At 62.6% G+C, this 25451-nt stretch carries 22 protein-coding genes; 9 read left to right on the plus strand and 13 right to left on the minus strand.

The features are described from left to right. Both M2375_RS11010 and M2375_RS11015 read left to right on the plus strand, forming a co-directional pair. A partial coding sequence (locus M2375_RS11010; protein ID WP_259166106.1) for an RHS repeat-associated core domain-containing protein occupies positions 1-1074 on the plus strand: 1074 nt, incomplete at its 5' end. A gap of 530 nt (positions 1075-1604) precedes the next feature. After that, positions 1605-1970, plus strand: a complete 366-nt coding sequence (locus M2375_RS11015) for a DUF6258 family protein (protein WP_259166108.1) — start codon at positions 1605-1607, stop codon at positions 1968-1970. Between the two features lie 81 nt (positions 1971-2051). Here M2375_RS11015 and M2375_RS11020 read toward each other — a convergent pair whose 3' ends face one another. Continuing rightward, positions 2052-2786: a 16S rRNA (uracil(1498)-N(3))-methyltransferase gene (locus tag M2375_RS11020; protein ID WP_259166111.1), complete on the minus strand. Its 735-nt coding sequence runs from the start codon at positions 2784-2786 to the stop codon at positions 2052-2054. A 56-nt stretch (positions 2787-2842) separates the two neighbouring features. Further along, positions 2843-3952 (minus strand): aminoglycoside phosphotransferase family protein, encoded by a 1110-nt coding sequence (locus M2375_RS11025; protein WP_259166128.1) that lies wholly within the window; start codon positions 3950-3952, stop codon positions 2843-2845. A 162-nt stretch (positions 3953-4114) separates the two neighbouring features. Here M2375_RS11025 and M2375_RS11030 point away from each other — a divergent pair, with 162 nt between their 5' ends. The 3 genes from M2375_RS11030 (at position 4115) to rsmA (ending at position 8873) form a co-directional block, all read left to right on the plus strand. Beyond that, positions 4115-6565: an LPS-assembly protein LptD gene (locus tag M2375_RS11030; RefSeq protein ID WP_259166131.1), complete on the plus strand. Its 2451-nt coding sequence runs from the start codon at positions 4115-4117 to the stop codon at positions 6563-6565. Between the two features lie 14 nt (positions 6566-6579). Next, entirely contained in the window at positions 6580-7965 is a 1386-nt protein-coding gene (locus M2375_RS11035; protein WP_259166143.1) for a peptidylprolyl isomerase, read from the plus strand. 128 nt (positions 7966-8093) lie between these two features. Further along, the gene (gene rsmA / locus M2375_RS11040; protein WP_259166145.1) at positions 8094-8873 is read left to right on the plus strand and encodes a 16S rRNA (adenine(1518)-N(6)/adenine(1519)-N(6))-dimethyltransferase RsmA; all 780 of its coding nucleotides are present in this window, start codon (positions 8094-8096) and stop codon (positions 8871-8873) included. Between the two features lie 81 nt (positions 8874-8954). On the opposite strand, the gene M2375_RS11045 is transcribed toward rsmA, so the two are convergent. The 3 genes from M2375_RS11045 to M2375_RS11055 all read right to left on the minus strand — a co-directional run bounded on the left by M2375_RS11045 (position 8955) and on the right by M2375_RS11055 (position 12405). Continuing rightward, positions 8955-9380 (minus strand): barstar family protein, encoded by a 426-nt coding sequence (locus tag M2375_RS11045; protein ID WP_259166147.1) that lies wholly within the window; start codon positions 9378-9380, stop codon positions 8955-8957. A gap of 135 nt (positions 9381-9515) precedes the next feature. Further along, positions 9516-9926, minus strand: coding sequence for a ribonuclease domain-containing protein (locus tag M2375_RS11050; protein ID WP_259166148.1), 411 nt, complete (start codon positions 9924-9926; stop codon positions 9516-9518). Between the two features lie 166 nt (positions 9927-10092). After that, positions 10093-12405, minus strand: coding sequence for an NADP-dependent malic enzyme (locus tag M2375_RS11055; protein WP_259166153.1), 2313 nt, complete (start codon positions 12403-12405; stop codon positions 10093-10095). 341 nt (positions 12406-12746) lie between these two features. Between M2375_RS11055 and M2375_RS11060 the strand changes: the two genes are divergently transcribed. The 3 genes from M2375_RS11060 to M2375_RS11070 all read left to right on the plus strand — a co-directional run bounded on the left by M2375_RS11060 (position 12747) and on the right by M2375_RS11070 (position 14443). Then, positions 12747-13379, plus strand: coding sequence for a hypothetical protein (locus M2375_RS11060; protein ID WP_259166169.1), 633 nt, complete (start codon positions 12747-12749; stop codon positions 13377-13379). Between the two features lie 82 nt (positions 13380-13461). Beyond that, positions 13462-13833: a hypothetical protein gene (locus M2375_RS11065; protein WP_259166172.1), complete on the plus strand. Its 372-nt coding sequence runs from the start codon at positions 13462-13464 to the stop codon at positions 13831-13833. 73 nt (positions 13834-13906) lie between these two features. Continuing rightward, positions 13907-14443 carry an ureidoglycolate lyase gene (locus M2375_RS11070; protein WP_259166174.1) on the plus strand — a complete coding sequence of 179 codons (537 nt, stop codon included), beginning with the start codon at positions 13907-13909 and terminating at the stop codon, positions 14441-14443. A 5-nt stretch (positions 14444-14448) separates the two neighbouring features. Here M2375_RS11070 and M2375_RS11075 read toward each other — a convergent pair whose 3' ends face one another. The 6 genes from M2375_RS11075 to M2375_RS11100 all read right to left on the minus strand — a co-directional run bounded on the left by M2375_RS11075 (position 14449) and on the right by M2375_RS11100 (position 21431). Next, entirely contained in the window at positions 14449-15633 is a 1185-nt protein-coding gene (locus M2375_RS11075; protein ID WP_259166175.1) for an amidase, read from the minus strand. A 39-nt stretch (positions 15634-15672) separates the two neighbouring features. After that, positions 15673-16686, minus strand: coding sequence for an ABC transporter ATP-binding protein (locus M2375_RS11080; RefSeq protein ID WP_259166177.1), 1014 nt, complete (start codon positions 16684-16686; stop codon positions 15673-15675). Positions 16687-16701: 15 nt separating this feature from the next. Beyond that, positions 16702-17751 carry an ABC transporter ATP-binding protein gene (locus M2375_RS11085; protein ID WP_259166180.1) on the minus strand — a complete coding sequence of 350 codons (1050 nt, stop codon included), beginning with the start codon at positions 17749-17751 and terminating at the stop codon, positions 16702-16704. A gap of 3 nt (positions 17752-17754) precedes the next feature. Continuing rightward, positions 17755-18657, minus strand: a complete 903-nt coding sequence (locus M2375_RS11090) for an ABC transporter permease (protein WP_259166196.1) — start codon at positions 18655-18657, stop codon at positions 17755-17757. 27 nt (positions 18658-18684) lie between these two features. Next, entirely contained in the window at positions 18685-19635 is a 951-nt protein-coding gene (locus tag M2375_RS11095) for an ABC transporter permease (protein ID WP_182326245.1), read from the minus strand. A gap of 125 nt (positions 19636-19760) precedes the next feature. Next, entirely contained in the window at positions 19761-21431 is a 1671-nt protein-coding gene (locus M2375_RS11100; protein WP_259166198.1) for an ABC transporter substrate-binding protein, read from the minus strand. Between the two features lie 162 nt (positions 21432-21593). Between M2375_RS11100 and M2375_RS11105 the strand changes: the two genes are divergently transcribed. Continuing rightward, positions 21594-22847, plus strand: coding sequence for a Zn-dependent hydrolase (locus tag M2375_RS11105; RefSeq protein WP_259166201.1), 1254 nt, complete (start codon positions 21594-21596; stop codon positions 22845-22847). A 61-nt stretch (positions 22848-22908) separates the two neighbouring features. On the opposite strand, the gene M2375_RS11110 is transcribed toward M2375_RS11105, so the two are convergent. Further along, positions 22909-23769 carry an IclR family transcriptional regulator gene (locus M2375_RS11110; protein ID WP_259166203.1) on the minus strand — a complete coding sequence of 287 codons (861 nt, stop codon included), beginning with the start codon at positions 23767-23769 and terminating at the stop codon, positions 22909-22911. 110 nt (positions 23770-23879) lie between these two features. Next, entirely contained in the window at positions 23880-25397 is a 1518-nt protein-coding gene (locus M2375_RS11115; RefSeq protein ID WP_259166206.1) for a CoA-acylating methylmalonate-semialdehyde dehydrogenase, read from the minus strand. Positions 25398-25451 lie beyond the last annotated feature (54 nt).

The raw sequence follows: 25451 nt of genomic DNA on the forward strand, positions 1-25451 counted from the left end.
ACCCCACTCATCCAGCTGCGCAGAGCCACCAAAGCCGCGCCAGACCTGGGCGATGCACTGCTGGCCAACACCTCACCAGGCGTGGTGCAAGACGCCTTGCGCAGCGCCCTGGCAGATATCAAAGCACTCAGCACCACTCTGCCCCAGAACATCGCCTTTAAGTCCATGTCCAAGGATGTGCAGATCTTTATGCGCGAGCAGCTGCAGGAGTACGAGCAAACGTTGAGCGACCAACGCAAAGAAGCTGCACAAAAAGTCGAGATCCGCCACTACCTCTGCGACCACCTGGGAACGCCCAATGCTCTGATCCGGGAAGACAGCCGGCTGGACTGGGCAGTTCAGTTGGACGCTTGGGGCAATGTGCGGGCAGAGCATAACCCGGGAGACTTGTACCAGCCGATTCGGCTGCCGGGGCAGCATGCGGATGGGAAGACGGGGCTTTATTACAACCGGTATCGGTATTACGACTCGTGTATCAGCCAGTATGTCAATCAAGATCCGATTGGTTTTAGGGGCGGGGTGAATCTGACAAATTATCCCAAAAACCCTATAACGTCAGTCGATCCATTGGGCTTATGGGCCTCTCAATGGGGTGCTTATGTGCACCAAAGAGCAGGCTATTTAGTTTTTGGAAAAGAAATCACACAATCACAACTATCTGCAGTGGCTAGAGGACATGTTTGGGCTGACAGCGCACAACATCAAACGTTAGAATTTACGCATATGCATGCGATGAGAAGTCCTGGCCAATCAAAAGCGCAAGCATGCGAAGCAACCAACAAATATATAAAGGAACAAGCACAGAAAGCGCTAAATGCAAAATCAGCAGGAAACATGGATGCTGCATTTTTTCACTTCGGAGCCGCACTGCACGCAATTCAAGATGCAACGTCTCCTGCTCACTCAGGTTTTCAGGAGTGGAGAGGCGACGAAACAGAATCCGAGAAGATTGCTCATGTAGCTAAAGAAGTGACCTTACCCGATCAAAACAGCGCTTTATTTAGAGTTACCCAAAAAGCATGGGAAGCATTTCAAAAAGGAGACATAAATGGATTCTCATGCCCATGCGACTAAGAAAATAATCCGGAACAAATTAATTCTCGTTTTCGCAATATCCCCTGCTTACGCTTATGCCTCAGGTGACGTAACGATACTGTATTCCGCAACTCTTACATTAATGGCATTTCTCTGGGCTGCAATACTCATACTACTTAGATTAAAAGCAAAAGAACGGATTCAGTCACTATGCGTACTGATAATTTGCGTCTCTTTACGCAGTGTGATTTTCATGACAGCCCCATATTCAAAATACAAAATTTATATCGAAACATTTTCTTTTGTAAATATATTAATATTGTTCTTTTTTATTTTTAATAAAATTAAAATTACAAAGAAAAAATAATAAATTCCACACTGCACGAAATGAATAAAGACAATGACATAAAAAACAACATCTTTATTGATAAGATCTTCAAATCTGGGGTTCGATCAAACACATGATGCTTGCAATACCAAGGATCGTCAGATGAATCAATAAATTGAACTCATTTAAAATACTCATCACATCAAACAACCCTCGCCTGAGAAACAGAATAAATCTTAAAATGATACTCAATGACAAGCAAAAAATTTACTTAGGCGACCGAACTATAACCAAATTAATTTTTGAAACCCTAGTCAAAAAAATATCTATTGAATTTGACAGCATATCTATTTTTGAAACCAAGCATTGGATCACTGGTGAATCTATTGACATAGACAATTGCGTAATAGAATTTTTTGATGTGACAGACTACTCCATAAAACCTTTAGGATTTACCCCAAATGATTTTATAGTTGACATCGACATCTCAAACCACAAAATAAATATCAAAACCTTAGGTGAGTTATATAACTCACAAAGTCACCAGTCAGACATTGCAGAAGGTGATTTATATATTGAGTTCGGCACATATAACATCAACGACTGATGGCAAATTCTCATTAACAACAAGTCAACATTGACCTTTTAGTTAATTTACTGCAGAACATTGCAATTTCTGATCATTTACTCAAAGCGCCGCCAGGTAACCCAAAGCTGCCAGTGGCGCCGTCTCAGCCCGCAGCACGCGCGGGCCGAGGGTGACCGGCGCAAAGCCGTTGCCGCGTGCCAGCGCTTCTTCGGCGGGCGACAAGCCGCCTTCCGGGCCGGACAGAAAGACGAGTGGCTGGCTGGCTGCCTGCAGCACCGCCTGGGCCAATGGCTGCGTGCCTTCAGCCAAGGACAGCACCAGGCGCTGCGCATCGGCCAAGCCGCCAGCCTTGATCCATTGCGCCAGGTCCATGGGGGCATGGATGCGTGGCACCTGGTTGCGGCCGCATTGCTCGCAGGCGCTGGCGGCAATCGCTTGCCAGCGCTCCTGGCGCTTGGTGGCGCGGTCGCCTTTGAGGCGGGTGACCGAGCGCTCCGCCTCCAGCGGCGTGATGCTGGCCACGCCCAGCTCGGTCGCTTTTTCTACCAGCCATTCCATGCGATCACCGGCGGTAATGCCGGCCAGCAGGTGCACGGCGCGCGCGGCTTCGCGCTCGATGGCGGTGTGGCTCTCCACTTGCACGGTCACATGGCTGCGGCCCATTTGCACGATGGAGGCGTCATATTCACCGGCGGGCCTGCCGGCCTCGCCGTTGAACAGGGTGATGTGCTCGCCGGGCTGCATGCGAAACACCTGCACATGGCGCGCGGCCTCGGCAGGCAGATCCAGCGCAGCGCCTACGCGCAGCTCAACGGGGCAATAAAAACGGGGCATGGCGGTACGTAGAAGTTGACTGCTGGGAGTGGCTGGGTTTCAGGCGCATCAAAGCCTCAACCCCGGCCCATCATCCAGCCGCCTTGCTCCTCAATGCCTTCCACCTCGTGGATCAGGCGCATCAGCGGCACCAGCTCGCGGTAGCGCGATGCGGTGGAGCGGATGTAGTGCAAAAAGCGCGGCGCATCGGCCAGGTAGCGGGGCTTGCCGTCGCGCAGGGTCAGGCGGGCAAAGATGCCGGCCACCTTCAGGTGGCGCTGTATGCCCATCCATTCCACCGCGCGGTAGAAATCGCCAAAATCGGCGCCAAAGCCCGAGGGGCTGTCCGCACCCAGCAGGCCGGCCTTGCGCGCCTTGTCCCAGTAGCGGATGGTGATGTCGACGACAAAATCCTCTTCCCAGGTGATGAAGGCATCGCGCATCAGGCTGGCAATGTCATAGGTGATGGGGCCGTAGAGGGCGTCCTGGAAGTCGAGCACGCCCAGCGGCGCGCCTTCCGTGGTGGGCACCATCAGGTTGCGCATCATGAAGTCGCGGTGCACAAACACGCGCGGCACAGACAGGTTCTGCGCCACGATGGCATCAAACGCGGTCTTGAGCACCGCTTGCTGCTTGTCGTTCAGCTGCACCTGGCGGTGCTGGGCGATGTACCAGTCGGGGAAAAGCTGCAGCTCGCGGCGCAGGATGGCCTCGTCATACACGGGCAGCACGCCTTCGCGCGAGGCCTTTTGCCAGTCCACCAGAATATCCACCGCCTGCATGTACCACGCGTAAGCCGCCTGGGAATCGGGCGGCTGGAGCTTTTCAATCACCGTCTGCGTGCCCAGATCGGACAGCAGCATGAAGCCATGCGGGGCATCCCATGCCTGCACCTGCGGGGCATTCAGCCCGGCCTGCGCCAGCAGCGCCTGCACTTTGACAAAAGACTCGCTGTTTTCCTGGTCCGGCGGCGCATCCATGATGATGCGTGTGCCGCCCTGGCTGTCGTCAACGCGCAGGTAGCGGCGAAAGCTGGCATCGGCCGAGGCCAGGCGAACCGTCTCCGGCAGCAGCCCATGGCTGGCCGATGTGGCTGCCAACCAGGTGCCAAACTGGGCAGCGCGGGCCGCATCGGCCCAGACCACTGGGGTAACGGCCTGTAAAGATTGCGCGGTGTTTTCAGTCATGGCGGGCGCTACAGATGTTGCAGCAATAGGGTCAGGCATGGGGGAAATAGGATGGCTCATGGATAATGCAGATTCTACAAAGCCCTGCCGCCCGGCCGGGGCGCAGATCCAGATCCGTGTGCAGGTATGCACCGCAGATGCACAGGACAGTGGCTATTTTCCATGGATATTCACGCTTTAACCGATGTGGCGCCCGCTTCGCCCCGCCCTGCAGGCCTCGCCTGCGCCGGGCGTGCGCGCGCGACGAACACCTTGCCCCGCAGCCCCGCTCGCTTTTCTCCGACCACCATTGCCCGGCTTTGCATGGCCATGCTCTGGGCGTCGCCGGCGCTCGTGCTGGCCCAGACACCCGCTGACAGCGATGAAGCCGGTCTGGTCTTGCGCTCCAGCCCCCGCCTGCAGGAAAGCCTGAGTTCGGAGCAGCGCGGCAAGATGCCGGTGTTCCTTGAAGGCGATGAACTGACGGGCCAGACGGCGGACATGACCACGGTCACCGGCAATGCCAGCCTGCGCCGGGCCGACACCATGATCCGCGCCGACCGCCTGCGCTTTTACGAGCCCAGCAACACGGCCTATGCCGATGGCAATGTGCACATCAACCGCGCAGGCAGCGTGTTTGACGGCAGCGAGCTGCAGATGCAGCTGGACTCCAACGAAGGCTTTTTCAAGGACGCCAACTACCGCCTGCTGCCCAACAATGGCTATGGCGTGGCTTCCCGGGTGGATTTCATCGACCGTGAGCGCTCGGTGATCCACGAAGGCACCTACACCACCTGCCAGCGCAACGATGAGGCCAGCTGGCAGCCCGACTGGATCATCCGTGCTGAAAAAATCAGCATCGACAACCTCGAAGAAGTCGGCGTGGCCGAGAACGGCGTGCTCGAATTCAAGGGCGTGCCGATCATCCCCATCCCCAAGATGAGCTTTCCGCTGTCGGAAAAGCGCAAATCGGGCCTGCTGCCGCCCACCATGTCGCTCGACAGCGACAGCGGCTTTACCTACGCCCAGCCCTACTACTGGAACATTGCGCCCAACCGCGATGCCACCATCACGCCGACGGCCATGGTCAAGCGCGGCCTGGCGCTGGGTGGTGAGTTCCGCTACCTGGAGCCCACCTACAGCGGCACCCTGGCGGGCCTGTACATGCCGGGCGACCGCCTGCGCGACCGCGACCGCTGGTCCTGGCTGTGGCTGCACAACGGCAGCATCGACACGCCCATCGGCGGACTGGGGCTGAACATCAATGCCAAGCGGGTCAGCGACTCGGACTACTGGCGCGACTTCCAGGGCAACAGCTACAAGCTCAACGAGCGTTTGCTCAACAGCGAGGCATCGGCCAGCTGGTCGCGCGACGACCACAGCCTGCTGCTGCGCGCCCAGCAGTGGCAGACCCTGCAGGACCCGCTCTCGCCCATCGTGCCGCCGTACGACCGCATGCCCCAGCTGCAGTACCGCTACACGCCGCAAGACCTGCCCCTGGGGCTGGAGGCCTCGATCGAGGCCGATGCCACGCGCTTCCGCGCCGATTCCACCCTGCTCAACCAGCCCAATGCCGACCGTGGCTATATCCAGGCAGAGATCAGCCGGCCCTTTATTGCGCCGCAGGGCTACATCACGCCCAAGCTGATGCTCAACACGCGCCACTACAACTTTGACAACTCGCGCTTCGCGACCGTCAACAGCGCCAGCATCACCGTGCCCACCGTCAGCCTGGACAGCGGCCTGACCTTTGAGCGCAGCACGCGCCTGTTTGGCCGCAACCTGATCCAGACGCTGGAGCCGCGCGCCTTCTACACCTACACGCCCTACCGCGACCAGAGCATGGTGCCCGTCTACGACACGGCGCCCTATGATTTCAGCTTTGCGACCATCTTCAGCTCGAACTCGTTCAGCGGCTATGACCGCATCGCCGACAACAACATGCTGACCGTGGGCGCCACCACGCGCTTTCTCGATGCCGACACCGGCATGGAGGCCGCCCGCTTTGGCATCGCCCAGCGCCTGCGCTTTTCTGACCAGCAGGTGGTCATGCCCAATGCCAGCCCGGTCAACGAGCGCTGGTCAGACATCATGCTGGGCGCGGGGATCAACTGGACGCCCAAGTGGGGCTTTGACACCACGGTGCAGTTCAACCCGGACAGCGGCCGCTCGGTGCGCTCGACCATGCAGGCACGCTACAAACCCGGCGACTACAAAACCCTGGCGCTGGCCTACCGCTACCAGGCACAGAACAGCGAGCAGATGGACCTGGGCTGGCAGTGGCCCGTCGATGAAATCTTTGGCTCCGGCGGCAAAAAGGCCAAGGGCGAAGGCCGCTGGTACACTGTGGGCCGCCTGAACTACAGCATGCGCGACAAGAAACTGGTGGACTCTGTGGTCGGTGTGGAATACGCCGGATGCTGCTGGAGCAGCCGTATCGTGCTCCAGCGCTTGCAGAACTCGCTGGTGCAGTCCAACACCAAGCTGCTGTTCCAGATGGAATTTACCGGCCTGACCAAACTCACCCTGGGCGCGGACCCGCTGGCCAGCATGCGCGAAAACGTGCCCGGCTACCAGTCCCTGTCCAGCAGCAACGGCTCTGCGGTGCCCAGCCGTTTCAGCAATTACGATTGAAGCATTCCCTGACCATGAAACAACGCATCCTCTCTTTGAGCGTGGCCTGCGGCCTGGCTTTGCTGGCCGGCGCCAGCGCGGCGCAAGGCTTCAAGGCTAGCAACGACAAGGCCCGCGCTGGTATGCGAGTCCCTGCCGCCGCTGCTGCCACAGCCGCCGCCGCACCGGCAGCCCCGCGCTCCGCGGACTTCATTGTCGCGGTCGTCAATTCCGAGCCGGTCACCAATGTCGAGGTGCAGCAGCAGGTCGAACGCCTGCGCGCCCAGGCCGAAGCCAGCAACATGCCGGCCGACACCCTGCGCCGCCAGGCACTGGAGATGCTGATTGGGCAAAAGATCCAGCTGCAGATGGCCGCCGAGCGCAACCTCCAGGTCGACAGCTTTGCCGTGCAGCAGGCCGAAGAGTCCGTGGCCCGCCAAAACAGCATGACCATGACCGAGCTGCGCGCCCGCCTGGTGCGCGAAGGCATCAGCGAGACGCAGTTCCGCGCCGATCTGAAAAAGCAGCTGGTCATCCAAAAACTGCGCGAGGCGGAAGTCGACTCCAAGGTCCGCGTGAGCGACCTCGACATCGACCAGTACCTGCGCGAGCAAAAGGCCAAGGCCGGCATGGCCAATGCGGTCACCCAGCTCAACCTGGGCCACATCCTGGTCACCGTGCCGGAAAACGCCAGCGAAGCGCAGGTCAAGCAGCTGCAGGCCAAGGCCCAGCAGGCGGCCGACAAGATCCGCGCTGGCGAAGACTTCCAGGCCGCCGTGGCCGAGTTCTCCGACGTGCCCGACGGCAAGGGCGGTGGCCCCATGGGCCTGCGCCCGGCTGACCGCTACCCCGAGCTGTTCGTCAAGGCCACCCAGTCCACCGCCGTGGGCAGCATTGCCGGCCCGGTGCGCTCGCCCGCAGGCTTCCACATCCTCAAGGTGCTGGAAAAGAGCAGCGGCGAAGTGCCGGCCATCGTCACCCAAAGCCATGCACGCCACATTCTGCTGCGCCCCAGCGCCCAGCTGAGCGAGGCCCAGGCCGTCGAACGCCTCGAAGACTACCGCCGCCGCGTGCTGGCCCAGCAGGACACTTTTGATGACCTGGCACGCCGCTACTCGGAAGACGGCAGCGCCAAGGAAGGCGGCGACCTGGGCTGGGCCAGCCCGCGCAAGTTCGTGCCCGAATTCGAAGAAGCGCTCAACGCGCTGCAACCCGGCGAGATCAGCCCGCCAATCGCCAGCCGTTTCGGCATCCACCTGATCCAGCTGCTCGAGCGCCGCGAGGCCAAGCTCAACCAGCGTGAGCAGCGCGACATGGTGCGCTCCATCGTGCGCGAAAACAAGCTGGAGCAGGCATTCAGCACCTGGGCCCAAGAGGCCCGCGCACGTGCCTACGTGGAATACCGCGAACCTCCCCAGTAATCTCTCCCCGGCCATGGCCGCTGCGGTGCCGCATGACCCTGCCCAGCGCTGTGGCGCTGCGGCAGTGCCATCATCGGCCCAGGGACTCCAACTCTAAGAGCGGTGCTTTCGCACCGCTTTGTCATTGCATGAAACACATTCCCCGCAAACGCTTTGGCCAGAACTTTCTGACCGACCGCGCCGTCATCGACGCGATTGTTGACGCCATCAACCCCTTGCCTGGCCAAACGGTGGTGGAGATCGGACCCGGCCTGATGGCGCTGACCCAGCCCCTGGTCGAACGCCTGGGCAAGCTCAGCGTCATCGAGCTCGACCGCGACCTGGCCGTGCGCCTGCGCACGCACCCGCAGCTTGATGTGGTCGAGTCCGATGTGCTGAAAGTGGATTTCCGCGCGCTGGCCCAGCGCCTGGGCGTGGCCAAGCTGCGCGTGGCCGGCAACCTGCCCTACAACATCTCCAGCCCCATCCTGTTCCACCTGCTCGACCAGGTCGATGTGGTCGAAGACCAGCACTTCATGCTGCAAAAAGAGGTGATCGACCGCATGGTGGCCAAGCCGGCCACCTCAGACTACGGGCGCCTCACCGTCATGCTGCAGTGGCGCTATGCGATGGCCAACGTACTCTTTGTGCCGCCTGAGAGCTTTGACCCGCCGCCCAAGGTCGACAGCGCCGTGGTACGCATGGTCCCGCGCGAACAGCCCGCCCAGCTCGATGCCAAGCTGCTCGAAGAGCTGGTGCGCGTGGCCTTCAGCCAACGCCGCAAGATCTTGCGCAACACCCTGGGCAAGTGGCTCGATGAGAAAGGCTTTAATGGCGACTTTGATGCGCAGCGCCGCGCCGAAGAAGTGCCGGTGGCCGAGTACGAGCAGCTCGCCGCCAGCCTGTCGGCGAGGCCCAAGACAGCCTGAGCGCAAGCCTCCACAGCGCAGCATTCAGCCCACAAAGCAAAACGCCCGGTAAAAACCGGGCGTTTTTTCATGGAAAACCGATCAGAGGAAAGAGTAAAAGCAGCGAAACGGCACCTTGCGCTCGGCCCAGTACTCGGCCGCATCGCGGAACACATCCAGCAGCTGCTCGCGCGCTTCGCGGTCAAACTTCATCGCAGTGGGGATCTGGTCCAGCACCACCACAAAGCCAGGCTGGGGGCCGCTCTTGTGCAGGGGGTCGGTCAGGCAGTCAAACAGCGCATCAAAATTCTTGCCATAGTGCGATGGAAAGTAAAACTGCATGCCAATCAGCTCCAGCACATCGGCCTTGGACAAGGCATGGGCCAGATTGGCGTACAAAAAATGCTGTCCCAGGTTATGGGCTGCATCGCGCAGGTCTTCCAACCGGTAGGCGCGGATGGCCTGCACGATGTTGGGACGCACGAATCGCAGCGATGTATCTTGTACCTGACGAAGTGGAGTGTCCATCTCCGTTGCTCTTTCCATTAGCATTTTTTAAAAACCATGCCCCATCCCTGGGGCTCATTGGGCATTGTTGACTTGGCACATCACTCTGCGCAAGACATCTCTTGCGGAAAAGCGACATAGGAGGAATCTGACGGCCTAATTCACAATGCGTCGAAAGCTGCTGTAGTGATCTTGGGTGTAATAGCAAGTATCGGGCATTGTGACGACCTGGCCACCACAAATAATGCGGCGCGCCCCGCGATCGCGGGAACCCGGCGTCTTGACCGTGTATTCCCGGTAGTAGCCGCGCTGGTGCCTGGGCAGGTTGCGTTCGCGGTTGGCGAACACCGAGCCGTCTTTGTCATAGGGGAAAGGGCCACCGCTGTGTATCAGCGCATAGGTTTTGCGCCCCTGGGCGGGCAAATCTGCGAGGGCCACCTCCGGCCCGTCAAAAACGGCAGACCGGCTGTCACGCGCCTGCGCAACATGCGGCACCACGGCCATCACCGCAGCGGCCACACCAGCCTTCACAGACTGGCGGGCAAGAAAAGCCCATGCATTTAGCATCTACAAAACCTTTCAGAACGACGGACTGCTCCGAAAGTTCAGCGGGTGAGTGTGACGGATTGCCCCCCAAAATGCAAGAAGCCTGCCCAAAATTTGAGCAGGCTCCTTGGTATTTTAGGGCAGCAAGCGCAGCTGTTTTAAGCCAATTTGGCTACAAATGCCTTCATCATCGCGCAAAATTCGCATCAGCGACGGCAACCGCTGTCATATTGACAATGCGACGCACTGTGGCGCTAGGGGTCAAAATGTGCACCGGCTGGGCGGCACCCAGCAAGATAGGGCCAATGGCGATATTGCCGCCGGCTGCCGTCTTGAGCAGGTTGTAGCTGATATTGGCGGCATCGATATTGGGCAGCACCAGCAGGTTGGCGTTGCCCACCAGGGGGCTCTCGGGCATGATGCTGGCGCGCTGCTTCTGGTCCAGGGCCACATCGCCGTGCATCTCGCCGTCCACTTCCAGCCAAGGGGCCTGGATGCGCAGCAGCTCCAGGGTTTGGCGCATCTTGATAGCGCTAGGCTGGTTGCTGGAGCCAAAGTTCGAATGCGACAGCAGCGCGGCCTTGGGCTTGATACCAAAGCGCATCATCTCCTCGGCCGCCATGATGGTGATCTCGGCCAGTTGCTCGGCCGTCGGGTCGTAGTTCACATGGGTGTCGACCAGGAACACCTGGCGCTCGGGCAGCAGCAGGCCGTTCATGCAGGCATAGGTCGCCGTGCCGGCGCGCTTGCCAATCACCTGGTCGATGTAGTGCAGGTGGATGGCGGTGTTGTTCCAGGTGCCGCAGATCAGGCCATCGACCTCGCCCTTGTGCAGCAGCATGCAGCCAATCAGGGTCAGGCGGCGGCGCATCTCGATTTTGGCGATGGGCACGGTGATGCCCTTGCGCTCGGTCATGCGGTGGTAGGACTGCCAGAAATCGCGGTAGCGCTCGTCATGCTCGACGTTGACCACGTCGTAGTCCGTGCCTTCCTTCAGGCGCAGGCCAAACTTCTCGATGCGCTGGGCAATGATGGCCGGGCGGCCAATCAAGGTGGGGCGTGCCACGCGCTCATCCACCACAATCTGGGCCGCACGCAAGATGCGCTCTTCTTCGCCTTCGGCGTAGGCAATGCGCTTTTTGGCCGCACGCTTGGCCGCCATGAAGATCGGCTTCATCGCCGTACCGGAGGCGTAGACAAAGGTCTGCAAGTGCTCCCGGTAGGCATCCATGTCTTCGATAGGACGCTCAGCCACGCCGCAGTCCGCTGCGGCCTGCGCCACCGCCGGCGCAATCTTCATCATCAGACGCGGATCAAAAGGCTTGGGAATCAGGTACTCCGGGCCAAAAGACAGGTCCTGGCCCGCGTAGGCGTTGGCCACCTCTTCGGTCTGCTCGGCCTGGGCCAGGTCGGCAATCGCATGCACGGCGGCGATTTCCATCTCGGTGGTGATCGTCGTCGCACCACAATCGAGCGCGCCCCGGAAGATGTAGGGGAAGCACAGCACGTTGTTGACCTGGTTCGGGTAGTCCGAACGGCCGGTGGCCATGATGATGTCGTCGCGCACGGCCTTGGCATCCTCGGGCGAGATCTCAGGGTTGGGGTTGGCCAGCGCAAAGATGATGGGGCGCGCTGCCATGCGCTTGACCATATCCGGCTTGAGCACGCCGCCCGCCGACAGACCGAGGAACACATCCGCACCGTCAATCACCTGAGACAAGGTGCGCTTGTCGGTTTCTTGCGCGAAAAGTGCCTTATCTTCGTCCATCAACTCGGTACGGCCTTTGTAGACCACGCCCACGATGTCAGTCACGGTGACGTTCTCGCGCTTGAGGCCGATCTCCAGCAGCAAGTTCAGGCAGGCCAGCGCCGCTGCACCCGCACCCGATGCCACCAGCTTGACCTCGTCCAGGCGCTTGTTGGCCACCTTGAGCGCGTTCACCATGGCCGCTGCCACGGTGATGGCCGTGCCATGCTGGTCGTCGTGGAAGACCGGGATCTTCATGCGCTTGCGCAGCTCGCGTTCGACAAAGAAGCACTCCGGTGCCTTGATGTCTTCGAGGTTGATCGCGCCAAAGGTTGGCTCCAGCGCGGCGATCACATCTACCAGCTTCTGGGGGTCTTTTTCGTCGATCTCTATGTCAAATACATCGACGCCGGCAAACTTCTTGAACAGAACGCCCTTGCCTTCCATCACGGGCTTGGAGGCCAGCGCGCCGATATCGCCCAGACCCAAAACGGCCGTGCCGTTGGAGATCACCGCCACCAGATTGCCTCGGCTGGTGTACTTGAAGGCCGCAGCCGGGTCTTTGACGATCTCTTCGCAAGGTGCAGCCACGCCGGGCGAGTACGCCAGCGCCAGGTCATGCTGGTTGGCCATGGGCTTGGTCGCGGCAATCGCCACCTTGCCGGGGCGGGGAAACTGGTGGTACTCCAGTGCGGACTGGCGCAGCAGTGCGCGTTTGTCCAAGGCAGCGGGGGTTGAATTCTTCTCAGTCATGGCGGTCTCCGGCATCACGCAGCATTCGGTACGATAAATATCTGGAACATGCTGTCATCTGCATGCATGTTTCAACAGTGCATCTAGAAAGTCTCTGCATCTCTCCCTAGGAACCTGGGCGATCTCCGTGGCCGAAGTCGGGGGGATCGTGAACAGGCACTCACCATTCTAGGCGCAGGCTCAAAATCAAGTATTCCAGTAGCCGACTAGAACTATGAAAAAGATGTATAGCTATTTCCAGTTTGCGCATAGATGCAGGCAGGCGGCCGCACCGGGCCAAAAGCGAAGGTCTACAATGGCCAACGTTTGCGCTATATAGGCCCTGCAAGGCCTCATTTGTCATGGATTTAATGCTGCTGGTTGTTCTCATCTTGGGCGTGAGCTATGTGCTGCGCGCCAAGGCCCAAAAGCAGCGCATCGCCTTGTTGGCCCAATATTTGCGTAATTACGACATCGAAAAGCTGATGGAGCGCCTGGTCAGCAGCTATATGCGGGCACTGGACGAGAAGGACAGCAGCCGCCAGCAGCAAATCTGGGAGCTGCAGCAAACGGTAGAAAACAGCTTGGCCAGCCAGTTCAGCAGCTTTGCCGACACCTTGGCCAAGGCGCCCGAGCCGGCCAATGGCGCCACGTTCAAGATCAGCACCCAGAACTTTTACTTTCCCTTCTCGCAGCTGATCGAGAAGTTCCAGGGCGGCAGCAAATCCTTTGACCTGCGCACCGCCATCCGCCTGCATGCCGATGGCATTGCCCGCGTGGTGGCCAACACTGCGGGCCGCAGCCCCAAGGAACGCGCCTTCACCCTGCTGGCCGAGATGTATTTGATGCAGCACACCTGCCACTGGTACTGCAAATCCAAGGCCGTGGCCTCGGCGCGCATGCAGCTGCGCAACCAGACCACCTATGAGCAGGTCATCCAGAGCGTGTCGCCCGAGACGCGCAATGCCTACCTCGCGCTGCTGGGCGAACGCTGATTTCCGCCATTGGCTGACACCTGGGTGCCGCGACTGCGGCGACAATCGGCGGATTCATACCACCACACCCCAGGGGAAGCCCATGCCAGCCATTCCAACCCGTCTTGCCGCTCTGGCAGCCGTTGTTGCCACCGCCAGCCTGCTCAGCGCCTGTGACCAGCGCCCCGGGCCCATGCAGCCCATAGCAGGCACGGTGGCCGCATCGCGCCAGCCCATGCCCGATAAGCCGCTGTTCAACGCGCCCATCATCGACAGCCACGCCGTCCTGCCCCACGCCAAGGCCGACAAACACGATCCCTTGCCCCCCGCCGTGCCGCTGGCCTCGGCCGATGACCCCAAGGCATCCAACGGCGGCACGACAGCCGAAGGCGGCAGCGTGAACCCCTCGGCCGGCATGGGCGCCGTCATCACCGACAGCAAGGGTGCGCAGCACGAAGCGGACGGCAAGCCTTGAGCCTGAAGCCGCTGTTCAAAGGGGACGGTCGCCGCATCAGCGATCAGGCACCGTCCTTGCTAGCTAGCTGGCCATGACGACCCACAACGCCCACCCCTCTGCGCTGATCCTGGAGGCCCGGCCTCTGACCGCGCAGAACTTCTCGGCCTTTGGCACCGTGATCGGCCTGGCCGACCCCAGCTTGCCCAGCCAGTCCATCAACCAGGGCAATGCGCTGCGCTATGACCTGCTGCCTGATCTGCAGCTGACGGCCCAAGGCGGCTGGCCCATGCTGGCGCTGTTTCGTGCGCAGGCACGGCAGTTTCCGCTGGCGGTGACCGAGGTGGAATGCCATGCACTGGGCAGCCAGAGCTTTGTTCCGCTCGGCACCCAGCGCTTTGTCGTGGTGGTGGCCGCTGCCGGCCCGGCCCCAAAGGCTGAGGATCTGCAGGCCTTTGTCACCGACGGCCGCCAAGGGATTGTGCTGGCGCCCGGCACCTGGCACCATGCCTTGCTGGCAGTCGAGGGTGGCGATTTTGCCGTCATCGAGCGGCGCGCCGAAGCGCTGGATTGCCGTTGCGAAGCGATCAGCGCGCCCCTGCAGGTCCGCCTGCCTGCTGACCTAGCCTGACCCCACTAAGCAGCAGCGGCGAGCTGCTGCGCAATGGCGATCAAACTGCGGTCGCTGCCTGCCGGCCCCAGCAGCGATATACCCAGTGGCGCGCCAGCACGGCTGGCCAGCGGCAACGAGATCTGCGGAAAGCCCGCCAACCCGGCTAGGCACAGCATCTGCACTGCCTGGTTGCGGTAGACCTCCAGCGATGCCTCATCGGCAGTGCGGAGCGGCGCAATATCGGGCATGGTCGGCATCACCAGCACGCCATCACTGCCCAGCAGATCGGCAAGATGCTGGCGGAAGCGCGCGCGGAACTGCTCGGCCTTCTGCCCCTGGGCATCGGTCACCTGGCTCGACCAGTCAAAGCGCTCCTTCACGCCCGGGCCCAGCACCGGCGCATAGCGGCTGATAAACGCGCCATCGGTCATCCAGGCCTCGCGGCCCTGGATGTAGCGAAAGCTCCAGTACATCGCATCAAACGAATCGAGCACGGCCTCGCAATCCTGCGCGCTGCCCAGCAGCTGCGTGATCTGCTGCAGCGCGCCATCCCAGGCGGGGCGCACGGCGCTGTCCACCAGGGCCCAGACGTCGCTGGGCATCAGCAGGCGCGGGCGGGCGGGCAGGGGCGTGGCATCAGGCGCCAGCAGCACATCGGCCACGCGGGCAAAGCTATGCGCATCGCGGGCAAACCAGCCGCAGGTGTCCAAGCTGTGGCACAGCGCCAGGGCTGACTCCAGGCTCACCCGGCCATGCGTGGGCCGTATGCCATACAGGCCGCAGTGGCTGGCCGGCGCGCGCACCGAGCCGCCCGTGTCCGTGCCCAGCGCAAAATCGCACAGCCGGTTGGACACCGCCGATGCCGAGCCCGACGAGGAACCGCCAGTAATACGCGCGGGCGCACTGCCATTGATCGGCGCGCCAAAGTGGGCGTTGTTGCCATTCATCGAGAAGGCCAGCTCATCGGTCACCGTCTTGCCCGCCAGCGCCGCGCCCGCATCCAGCAGCTTTTGCACCGTGGGCGCCGTCTGCGTCTTGATGCCTGACAGGGCCAGCAGCAGCGGGTTGCCGCCGCCGGTGGGGTAGCCGGCGATGTCGAACAAATCCTTGACCCCAAAGTACAGGCCGCTGAGCGGGCCGGTGGCCGCGTGGCGCAGCGCTACATCGGGGTAAGGAACAAAGGCGTGGGCAGGGTCGTGCAAGGGCATGGTGGGGTCAGTGCAGAGCAAAAGAAGAACGATGGGCTGTTACGCAGCCAGAACGTTGGGGGCATACGCGGCCGATACCGCAGTGTGCACGCAGCGGGCCCGGTGGCCAGGCGCCAGCGTGACCGGTGCCGGCACCGCTTGCAGGCATGCGGCCGTCGCCAGTGGGCAGCGCGGCGCAAACGCGCAACCCGGCGGGATGGCGGTCAGATCCGGCGGCACGCCGGCAATGGTCTGCAGCGGCTGGCCGCGCTCCATTGCGCCATGCGAGCGGCTTTGCAGCAAGGCCATGGTGTAGGGGTGGCGCGGGCTGCGGATGAGCTGCTCGGCCGTGCCCTCTTCCACAATCCGGCCGGCATACATCACCGCAATGCGGTCGGCCACTTCCACCGCCGCGCCAATATCGTGGGTCACAAACACAATGCCCAGGCCCAGCTCACGCTGCAGCTCGCGCAGCAGCAGCAGGATCTGGATCTGCACGGTGGCATCCAGGGCCGTGGTGGGCTCGTCGGCCAGCAGCACCTGGGGGTTGCAGGCCAAGGCCAGCGCAATCATGGCCCGCTGGCGCATGCCGCCCGACATCTCATGCGGGTAGGCCTTGAGGCGCTGCTCAGGGCTGGGAATGCGCACCCGCTCAAACAGCGCCAGCGCGCGTTGCTGCGCCTGGCTCTGGCTCACGCGCTCGTGCCGGCGAATGGCTTCCACAATCTGCGCGCCTACCGGGTAGACCGGGTCCAGCGCCAGCAAGGGGTCCTGAAAAATCATCGCGCAGGTCTTGCCACGAAAGTCGTTCAGTGCCCGGCCCCGCAGCGCCAGCACATCCTGGCCCGCGACCTGCATCTGGCCCTGGATGGTGGTCTTGTGCTCGGGGTGCAGGCGCAGCAGGCTGCGCAGGGTCACGCTCTTGCCGGAGCCTGATTCGCCAATCAGCGCCACCGCTTCGCCCTTGGCGACCGACAGGCTCACGCCGCTGACGGCCTGGACCACTTTCTTGCCGCTGGCAAACTGCACATTCAGGTCCTGGATCTGGACCAGTGGGGGAGAGACTGTGTTCATCGGGGTGCTCCGGGTTCAGGCGGCCAGCGCCGCAGCGGCGGCCAGGGGGTGGCCACTGCCGGGCTCATGCACCAGGCAGCGCGCGGCATGGTGCAGCTGCACCGGGGTGACGGCCGGCATGGCCTGGGCGCAGACCGGCGCGGCCATGGGGCAGCGCGGGTGAAAACGGCAGCCCGTGGGCGGGTTGATGGGGTTGGGCGGGTCGCCCGCCAGCGGTGCCACCAGGGTGCGGTGGCTCGGGTCCATCGACGGCACCGACGACAGCAAGGCCTTGGTGTAGGGGTGGGCCGGCGCGGCAAACAGCGCATCCGACGGGCCAATCTCGGCCACCTGGCCCAGGTACATCACCATCACCCGGTCGCTGATGTAGTGCACCACGCCCAGGTCGTGGCTGATGAAGACATAGGTCAGGCCAAACTCGCGCTTCAAATCAGCCAGCAGGTTCAGCACCTGGGCTTCCACCGATTTGTCGAGCGCCGAGACCGCCTCGTCCAGGATCACCATGCGCGGTTGCAAGGCCAGCGCGCGGGCAATGTTGATGCGCTGGCGCTGGCCGCCCGACAGCTCATGCGGGTAGCGCTCGGCAAAGCGGGCCGGCGCCAGGCCCACCCGGTCCATCAAGTGGTGGGCGCGGGCCACCGATTCCTTGCGCGAGACGCCATGCACCTGCGGGCCAAAGGCGATCGAGTCCTCTATGGTCAGGCGCGGGTTGAGCGAGGCATAGCTGTCCTGGAACACCATCTGCACCTGGCGGCGGAATTCCTTGAGGCTCAGGTCGCGCGATCCCACCGTGCGGCCGTCGAACACCAGCTCGCCGGCGGTCGGGTCCATTAGGTGCATCAACAGGCGCGCCGTGGTCGACTTGCCGCAGCCGGACTCGCCCACCACGCCCAGGGTCTCGCCCTTGAGCACCTCAAAATCGACGCCATCGACCGCGCGTACCAGCTTGCCTTGCTTGAGCGGGAAATGCTTGGTCAAACCGCGCACCGTCAGCAGCGGCTGGGCCGGGCCGCCCACATCGGCGGCCAGGGTGGCAGCCGGGGCCAGAGAAGAAGACTGGAGCATCGCTTAACCCTTGTTGTCCATGGCCGTGCGCAGGCCATCGGAGAGCAGATTGAAGGAGATGGAGGTGATGAAAATCATCAGCCCCGGCAAGGCCGCCACCCAGGGCTGGGTGTAGATCGCCGTGCGCAAGGTGTTGAGCATCAGGCCCCACTCGGGCTCGGGCGGCTTCACGCCCAGGCCCAGAAACGACAGGCCCGAGGCCAGGATCATGGACACCGCAATCAGGCTGGTGGCGTAGACAAAGATGGGCCCCAGCACATTGCCCAGCACATGCACCCGCACGATGGTGAAGGCGTTGGCACCGGTGGCGCGCGCCGCCTCCACATAGTCGCGGTTGCGGGCCTGGGCCGTCACGCTCTCGGCCACGCGGGCAATCTGCGGGATAAAGACAATCGTCAGCGACACCAGCGAGTTGAAGACGCCCGCGCCCAACGCGCCCGACAGCGCAATGGCCAGCAGCACCGAGGGGAAGGCATAGAACACATCGATGGTGCGCATGATCACCGTGTTGGTGCGGCCACCGGCGTAGCCGGCCACAATGCCGATGCCCGTGCCGATCACAAAGGCCAGCAGCACCGGGGTGATGCCCATGAACAGCGACAGGCGCGCGCCCATCATCAGGCGCGAGAGCATGTCGCGCCCCAGCTCATCGCTGCCCAGCGGCAGGCCTGCCGTGCCAATCGGCTTGAGGCGTTTGAGGATCGAGGCCAGGTAGGGATCGGCTGGCGTGATCCAGGGCGCGAACACCGCCACCGCCACCAGCAGCACGATGACGGCGGCAGCGCCCATCGCCACCGGGTCATGCAGCAGGCGCTGCAGCACCGAGGACCAATAGCCGCGTGAGCGCTGGGCCGGCAGCGGCTGCACCTGGGCCGCTGCTGCATCGGGAAGGGAAAGACTGGTCATAGGGACGGAACCTCCAGAAATCTGCGCTCAGCGGGCGATGCGGGGATCAAGCAGGGTCTGCACCACATCGATGATGAGGTTGAGCAGCACAAAGAACACGGCCAGCACCAGGATGGAGCCCTGCAGCAGTGGCAGATCGCGCTGGAAGATGGCCTGGTTGAGCAAAAAGCCGGTGCCCGGCCAGGAGAACACGGTCTCGATCAGGATGGAGCCGCCCAGCAGGTAGCCCAGCTGCAGGCCCATCACCGCCAGCGCCGTAGGCGCCGCATTTTTGAGCACATGGCGGAAGATGCCCAGGTGGCCCAGGCCCTTGGCTTTGAGGCCCAGGATGAACTCCTGGTCCAGCAGTTCGGCCACCAGCGCGCGCACGGTGCGCGCGATGATGCCCATGGGGATCACCGACATGGTGATGGCCGGCAGGATCATGAACTGCACATGCGCCCAGTCCCAGGCCCAGTCGCCCGAGCCGCCCGGCCCCGCGCCGGTGGCAGGCAGCCACATCAGCTGCGACGAGAAGATGATGACCATCACCATGCCCAGCCAGTAGTGCGGCACGCTGACGCCCAGCATCGACAGCATGGAGCAGCTGCGGTCCACCCAGGAGTTGCGAAAGTAACCCGCCACAAAACCAAACAGGCTGCCCAGCACAAAGCCGATCAAGGTGGCCACCACCGCCAGGCGCAAGGTGTTGACCACCGCTGTCATCACCTCGGTCGTCACCGGCCGGCTGGTGGCAATCGACTGGCCCAGATCGCCTTGCAGCGCGCGCCAGACCCAGCGCAGAAACTGCTCGGGCAGCGGCCGGTTAAAGCCATACAGCTCGCGCATCTGGGCCTGCAGCTCGGCCGATGCATCGGCGGGCAAGACCGACACCAAGGGGTCGCCCGGGGCGATATGCACCAGGGCAAAGCACAGCAGGGCCACGCCCAGCATGATGGGCAGGGTGTAGACAATGCGTCTGAACAGGTAGGCAAGCATGGCGGATCAGAGGTTCGTGGGGAGAGAAGCGGACCATGCGGGGTCGCACTGACGAGGCATGCGCAGGGCATGCGGTGGGTGTGCAGCGGCGTCTTGGCGCCGTCTGCACACCTTGGGCAGCCGGCTTACTTCATCGTCATCGTTGCGATATCGATGAACCAGCTTTGGGGCTGCACCACGTTGCCGACCTTGGCCGACATGGCGCGCGGGCCCACATCGTGTGCCACAAACAGGAAGGGCGACTCATCGACCACGAGGGTGTGCAGCTCGGCCAGCGCCTTGTCGCGCTCCTTGGCATCAAAGGTGGTGCGGGCCTTGTCCACCACGGCATCCACCGCCTTGTTGCTGTAGAAGCCCCAGTTGTTGGACAGCGGCGGGAAGGACTTGGTGCTGACAAAGCGCACCATCGCAAAGAACGGGTCCATGGTGGCCGCCGTCACATTGGTGGCGCTGGCCTTGTTGGCACCCGGGTCCTTGGCGCCCAGGCGCCAGCCCGAGAACAGCGTGTTCCACTCCACCACATCAAACTCCACATCAAAGAAGCATTCCTTGAGGTTTTGCTGGATGAACTCGTTCATCGGCAAAGGCTGCATCTGGCCCGAGCCCGAGGCGGAGGTCTGGATCTTCACCTTGATCGGCTTGCTGGCGCTAAAACCCGCCTGCGTCATCAGCGCCTGCGCGGCCTTCACGTCGTACTTGATCTGAAAGCTGGGGCTGCCGCGCCAGGGGTGGCCGGGCTCAAAGATGCCGGTCGCCGGCTCCATCTGGCCGTTCAGCAACTGCTTCATGCTGGCGCGGTCCACACACAGGTTGGCAGCGTGGCGCACGCGCTTGTCCAGCCAGGGCGAACCTTCCACAAACGAAAACTGCCAAGGCCAGATGTGGGGTTGCAGGTTGGAATACACCTTGAAGCCCCGCGCCTTGATCGCATCCATTGCATCGGGTGCCGGCGCCTCGATCCAGTCCACCTGGCCGCTCATCAGCGCAGCGGTACGCGAGTTGGCCTCGGGCAGCGGCAGCAGCACCACCTTGTCGATGGTGGGCGTGCGCTTGGGGTCCCAGTAGCCGGTGTTCTTGACCATCTCAAAGCGCTCGCGCGGCACCAGGCGCGCGCCCTTGAAAGGGCCGGTGCCCGAAGGGTCGGCGGCAAACGCCGTCCAGGCCGCCTTGCTGCGCTCGGCCTTGCCGCTGACCGATGCCGGCACTGCGGCCAGCTTCTTGGCCCAGTGCGCGGGCGAGGCCATGAACAGATTGCTCAGGTTGATCGGCAAGAAGGAATCGGGCTCGCTGGTGGTCAGCTCCACCGTCAGGTCATCGATCTTCTTGGCGGACTTGAGCGTGGGCATGCGCGAGGCAGTCACCCCCACCTGGGCCGGGTCAAACTGCTCGGCCTCCTTGTCCAGCACCTTGTTCACGTTCCAGACCACGGCATCGGCCGTGAAGGCGCTGCCATCGTGGAACTTGACACCGGGGCGCAGCTTGAACAGCCACTTGGTCTTGTCCTTGGCATCCACCTCCCAGGACAGCGCCAGGCCCGGCACCAGCTCGCTGGGCTTGTCGGCCTTGCTCAGGTCCCACTGGGTCAGCGCGTCATACAGCGGAATGCCGGTGAAGCGGTTGCCCTCAAAACCCTGGTCCGGCTGGCCTGAAGTGCGCGGGATATCGCCCGCAGTCATTGCAATGCGCAGCACTTTTTCCTGGGCCATGGCGGCACCAGCGCCCAGCGCCAGGGTGACAGCCAGAGCCAGGCTTTTGAGCGCGGGGCGGGAGACGGAGAAACCGGAAGACGCTTGCATCACAGGACCTTTCCAAGGAGTGGGGGATGACAAGTCCAAAGCAAGCTGCGTGCCACATCACACATATCGATTAACGATACAAGTGATTGATTCATCGATATTTTTGGCATGCTTTATGCGAACGGTCTGCGCATTGATCGCCTCACTTTCAGGAGTACCCGCATGACCCCAATAGACAGCCTGCGCATTGATGAACACCGCCTCTGGCAATCGCTGATGGACCTCGCCCAGATTGGGGCCACGCCCAAAGGCGGTGTCTGCCGTATCGCCTTGACCGATGAAGACAAGGCCGGCCGCGACCAGGTCGTGCAATGGTTCCGCGACGCGGGCCTGCAGGTGCGCGTGGACGAAGTGGGCAATGTGTTTGGCCGCCGCCCCGGCACCGATGCGCAGGCGCGCGCCGTGGCCACCGGCAGCCATATCGACACCCAGCCCACGGGCGGCAAGTTCGACGGCAACTACGGCGTGCTGGCCGGGCTGGAGGTGGTACGCACGCTCAACAGCCACGGCATACAGACCGTCGCGCCGCTGGAAGTGGCCTTTTGGATGAACGAGGAAGGCACGCGCTTCACGCCGGTGATGATGGGCTCTGGTGCATTTGCGGGAATTTTTGGTGCAGACCACATCCGCTCGCAACAAGATGGTGCAGGCCTCACCGTCGGCGATGAGCTGGCCCGCATCGGCTACCTGGGCGATGTGGCCTGTGGCGATGTGCCCGGTGGGGCGTTTGCGGCTTACTTTGAAGCGCATATCGAGCAAGGCCCGGTGCTGGAAGCCTATGACAAACCGATTGGCATCGTCAGCGGCGCGCTGGGCCAGCAGTGGTATGACGTGAGCGTCACCGGCATGGACGCGCATGCCGGCCCCACGCCGATGGACCTGCGCCATGACGCGATGCTGGCCGCTGCCCGCATGGTCGATGCCGTCAACCGCATCGCGCTGGACCAGGCACCGCACGGGCGCGGCACCGTCGGCCATCTGCAGGTGCTGCCCAACTCCCGCAATGTGATCCCGGGCCAGGTCAAGTTCAGCGTGGATTTTCGCAACCTCTCGCAAGCGGGGCTGGATGCGATGGACGCGGCCATGCGCAGCACGTTTGCGCAGCTGGCCGCCCAGTGCCAGTGCGAGGTGGCTATCGACCAGGTGGTGCGCTTTGCGCCCTGCATCTTCCACCCCGACTGCGTGGCCAGCGTGCGCGGCGCGGCCGATACCTTGGGCTATGCGCATATGGATGTCGTCAGCGGCGCCGGGCATGACGCCGTCTATGTGCACAGCGTCGCGCCCACCGCGATGATCTTTGTGCCCTGCAAGGACGGCATCAGCCACAACGAGATCGAGGACGCCAAATCCGAGCACCTGGCCGCTGGCTGCAATGTGCTGCTGCATGCGATGCTGGCGCATGCCGGCGTGGCTTGATGCGGCGCTGAAAGCCATCAAAGCGGTAGAAGAACGTGGAGCGCTCGGGCTCCGCGTTTTTTTAGTCCGCAGGCAATAACTGCGACACCGCCCGCGCACATTCAATCACCAGCGGCGCCAGCGCCTGCTGGGCATCGGCCATGTTCCAGCGGCTGGTAGGAGGCGCCAGGTGGATGGCACCAACGACCACGCCACGTGCATTGAAGACCGGCGCGGCAATGCCCATGTCGCCCAGAAACAGCTCTTCGCAGTTGGTGGCATAGCCCGTTTGCTGGCACAGCGCCAGGCGCTCCATGACGGCATCCACCGTCGTCAAGGTGGCGCGGGTGCGGGCGGGCAGGGGCGCCTGCTGCAGCCGCTTGCGGGCCTCTTGCGCAGGCAGCTGGCTCAGGTAGGCGCGGCCACAGCTGCTGGCATACAGGGGCACCTGGGTGCCCACCGGTGTCAGCACGGGGATGTGCTGCGTCGTCAGCACCTGGGCCAGGTAGACCATGTGCGTGCCCGCTGGCTCGGACAAGGTCGCCGTCTCGCCGCTTTGCCGCGCCAGCTGTGCCAGGTAGGTGTGGGCGGCGCTGATCATCGGGTGGGCATCCAGGTAGTTAAAGCCCAGCTCCACCACACGCGGCAGCAGCACAAAGCGCCGTGTGCTCGGGTGCTTGCCGATGTAGCCCAGCGCCTGCAAGGTATGCACCGAGCGCTGGGCCGAGGCCTTGGTCATGCCGGTGGCCTGCGCAATCTCGGCCAGGGTCATGCTGCGGTGCGCGGCATTGAAGGCGCAGAGCACCTGCAGGCCCTTGGCCAGCGAGAGGTTGAAGAGGCTGTCGGAGGGGGGTGCCGATGCGGAAAGCGCTTCCGATGGCGCTGCGGCCGCAGGCAGGGCTGCGGGCTCAGAAAACAGGTGGGAGGCGGTGTTGGAGCGCATGGTGCGAAGGCTGGGGGCAATGCCCTGAGCTTCGCAAGAAACGCACCAACTTGCAGCAGATCCCATCGCGTTGGATGGGAGGCTGCTGCAGCGCCTTTTAAAGCCTTGGCTTAGCGGCTGCTGGGGAAGCTGAACACCGCGCCATCGCGCACGCCGGCGCTGGGCCAGCGCTGGGTGATGGTCTTGCGCTTGGTGTAAAAGCGCACGGCGTCAGGCCCATAGGCGTGCAGATCGCCAAACAGGCTGCGCTTCCAGCCACCAAACGAGTGGTAGGCGACAGGCACGGGCAGCGGCACATTGATGCCGACCATGCCGACCAGAATATGGTCGCTGAAGTAGCGGGCTGCTTCGCCATCGCGGGTGAAGATGCAGGTGCCGTTGCCGTACTCGTGCGCGTTGATCAGGTCCATCGCCTCCTGCAAGGTCTTGACCCGCACAATGCCCAGCACCGGGCCAAAGATCTCTTCCTGGTAGATCTTCATGCCGGGGCGCACGTTGTCAAAGAGGCACGGGCCCAGGAAGTAGCCGTCCTCGTGACCTGCCACCTGCAGGCTGCGGCCGTCGATCAGCAGCTTGGCGCCCTCTTGCACACCGCTGTCCACATAGGCCTTGACCTTCTCGAAATGCGGCTTGGTGATCAGCGGACCCATGTCGTTGCCGTTGTCGGTGCCCGGGCCCACCTTCATCTTGGCAATCTCGGCGCTCAGGCCGGCAATCATCTGGTCGGCCACCTCGTCACCCACAGCCACCACCAGCGGCACGGCCATGCAGCGCTCGCCGCAGCTGCCGTAGGCGGCGCCCATCATCGCAGTCACGGCGTTGCTGATGTCGGCATCAGGCATCACCACCGCATGGTTCTTGGCACCGCCCAGCGCTTGCACGCGCTTGCCGTTCTTGCAGCCTTCGCCGTAGATGTACTCGGCAATCGGCGTCGATCCGACAAAGCTCACGGCCTTGACGCGCGGGTCCTTCAGCAAGGTATCGACCGCTTCCTTGTCGCCATTGACGACGTTGAGCACGCCTGGTGGCAGGCCGGCTTCTTGCGCCAGCTGGGCAATGAACAGCGCGCTGGTCGGGTCGCGCTCGGAGGGCTTGAGCACAAAGGTGTTGCCGCAGGCCACGGCCATGGGCCACATCCACAGCGGCACCATGGCCGGAAAGTTGAACGGCGTGATGCCCGCCGTCACACCCAGCGCCTGGAACTCGCTCCAGCTGTCGATATTGGGGCCCACATTGCGGCTGTGCTCACCCTTGAGCAGCTCGGGCGCGTAGCTGGCGAACTCGACGTTCTCGATACCGCGTTGCAGCTCGCCATGCGCATCGGCCAGCACCTTGCCGTGCTCGGCGGTGATCATCGCGGCGATCTTGTCGGCGTTCTGCTCCAGCAGCAGCTTGATCTGGCCCATGATGCGCGCGCGCTTGAGCGGCGGCGTATTGCGCCAGGCGGGGAAGGCCTTTTCGCTCGAAGCAATCGCTGCCTCCACCGTGGCCTGGCTGGCCAGCTCCACGCTCACCGTCGACTGGCCCGTTGCCGGGTTGAACACCGGCTGCGTGCGGCCGCCATCGTGCACGATCTTGCCGTCGATCAAATGGCCAACCGTGGCCGTCACATTCTTGTCGTGGTTCATCAAAGTCTCTCTTGGAAATGTCTCGAAATGGGGGGCGAAATAGCGCGGGTCTGA

The organism is Comamonas sp. BIGb0152 (genome assembly GCF_024809975.1).
In the GTDB taxonomy this organism is placed as follows: Bacteria; Pseudomonadota; Gammaproteobacteria; order Burkholderiales; family Burkholderiaceae_C; genus Comamonas.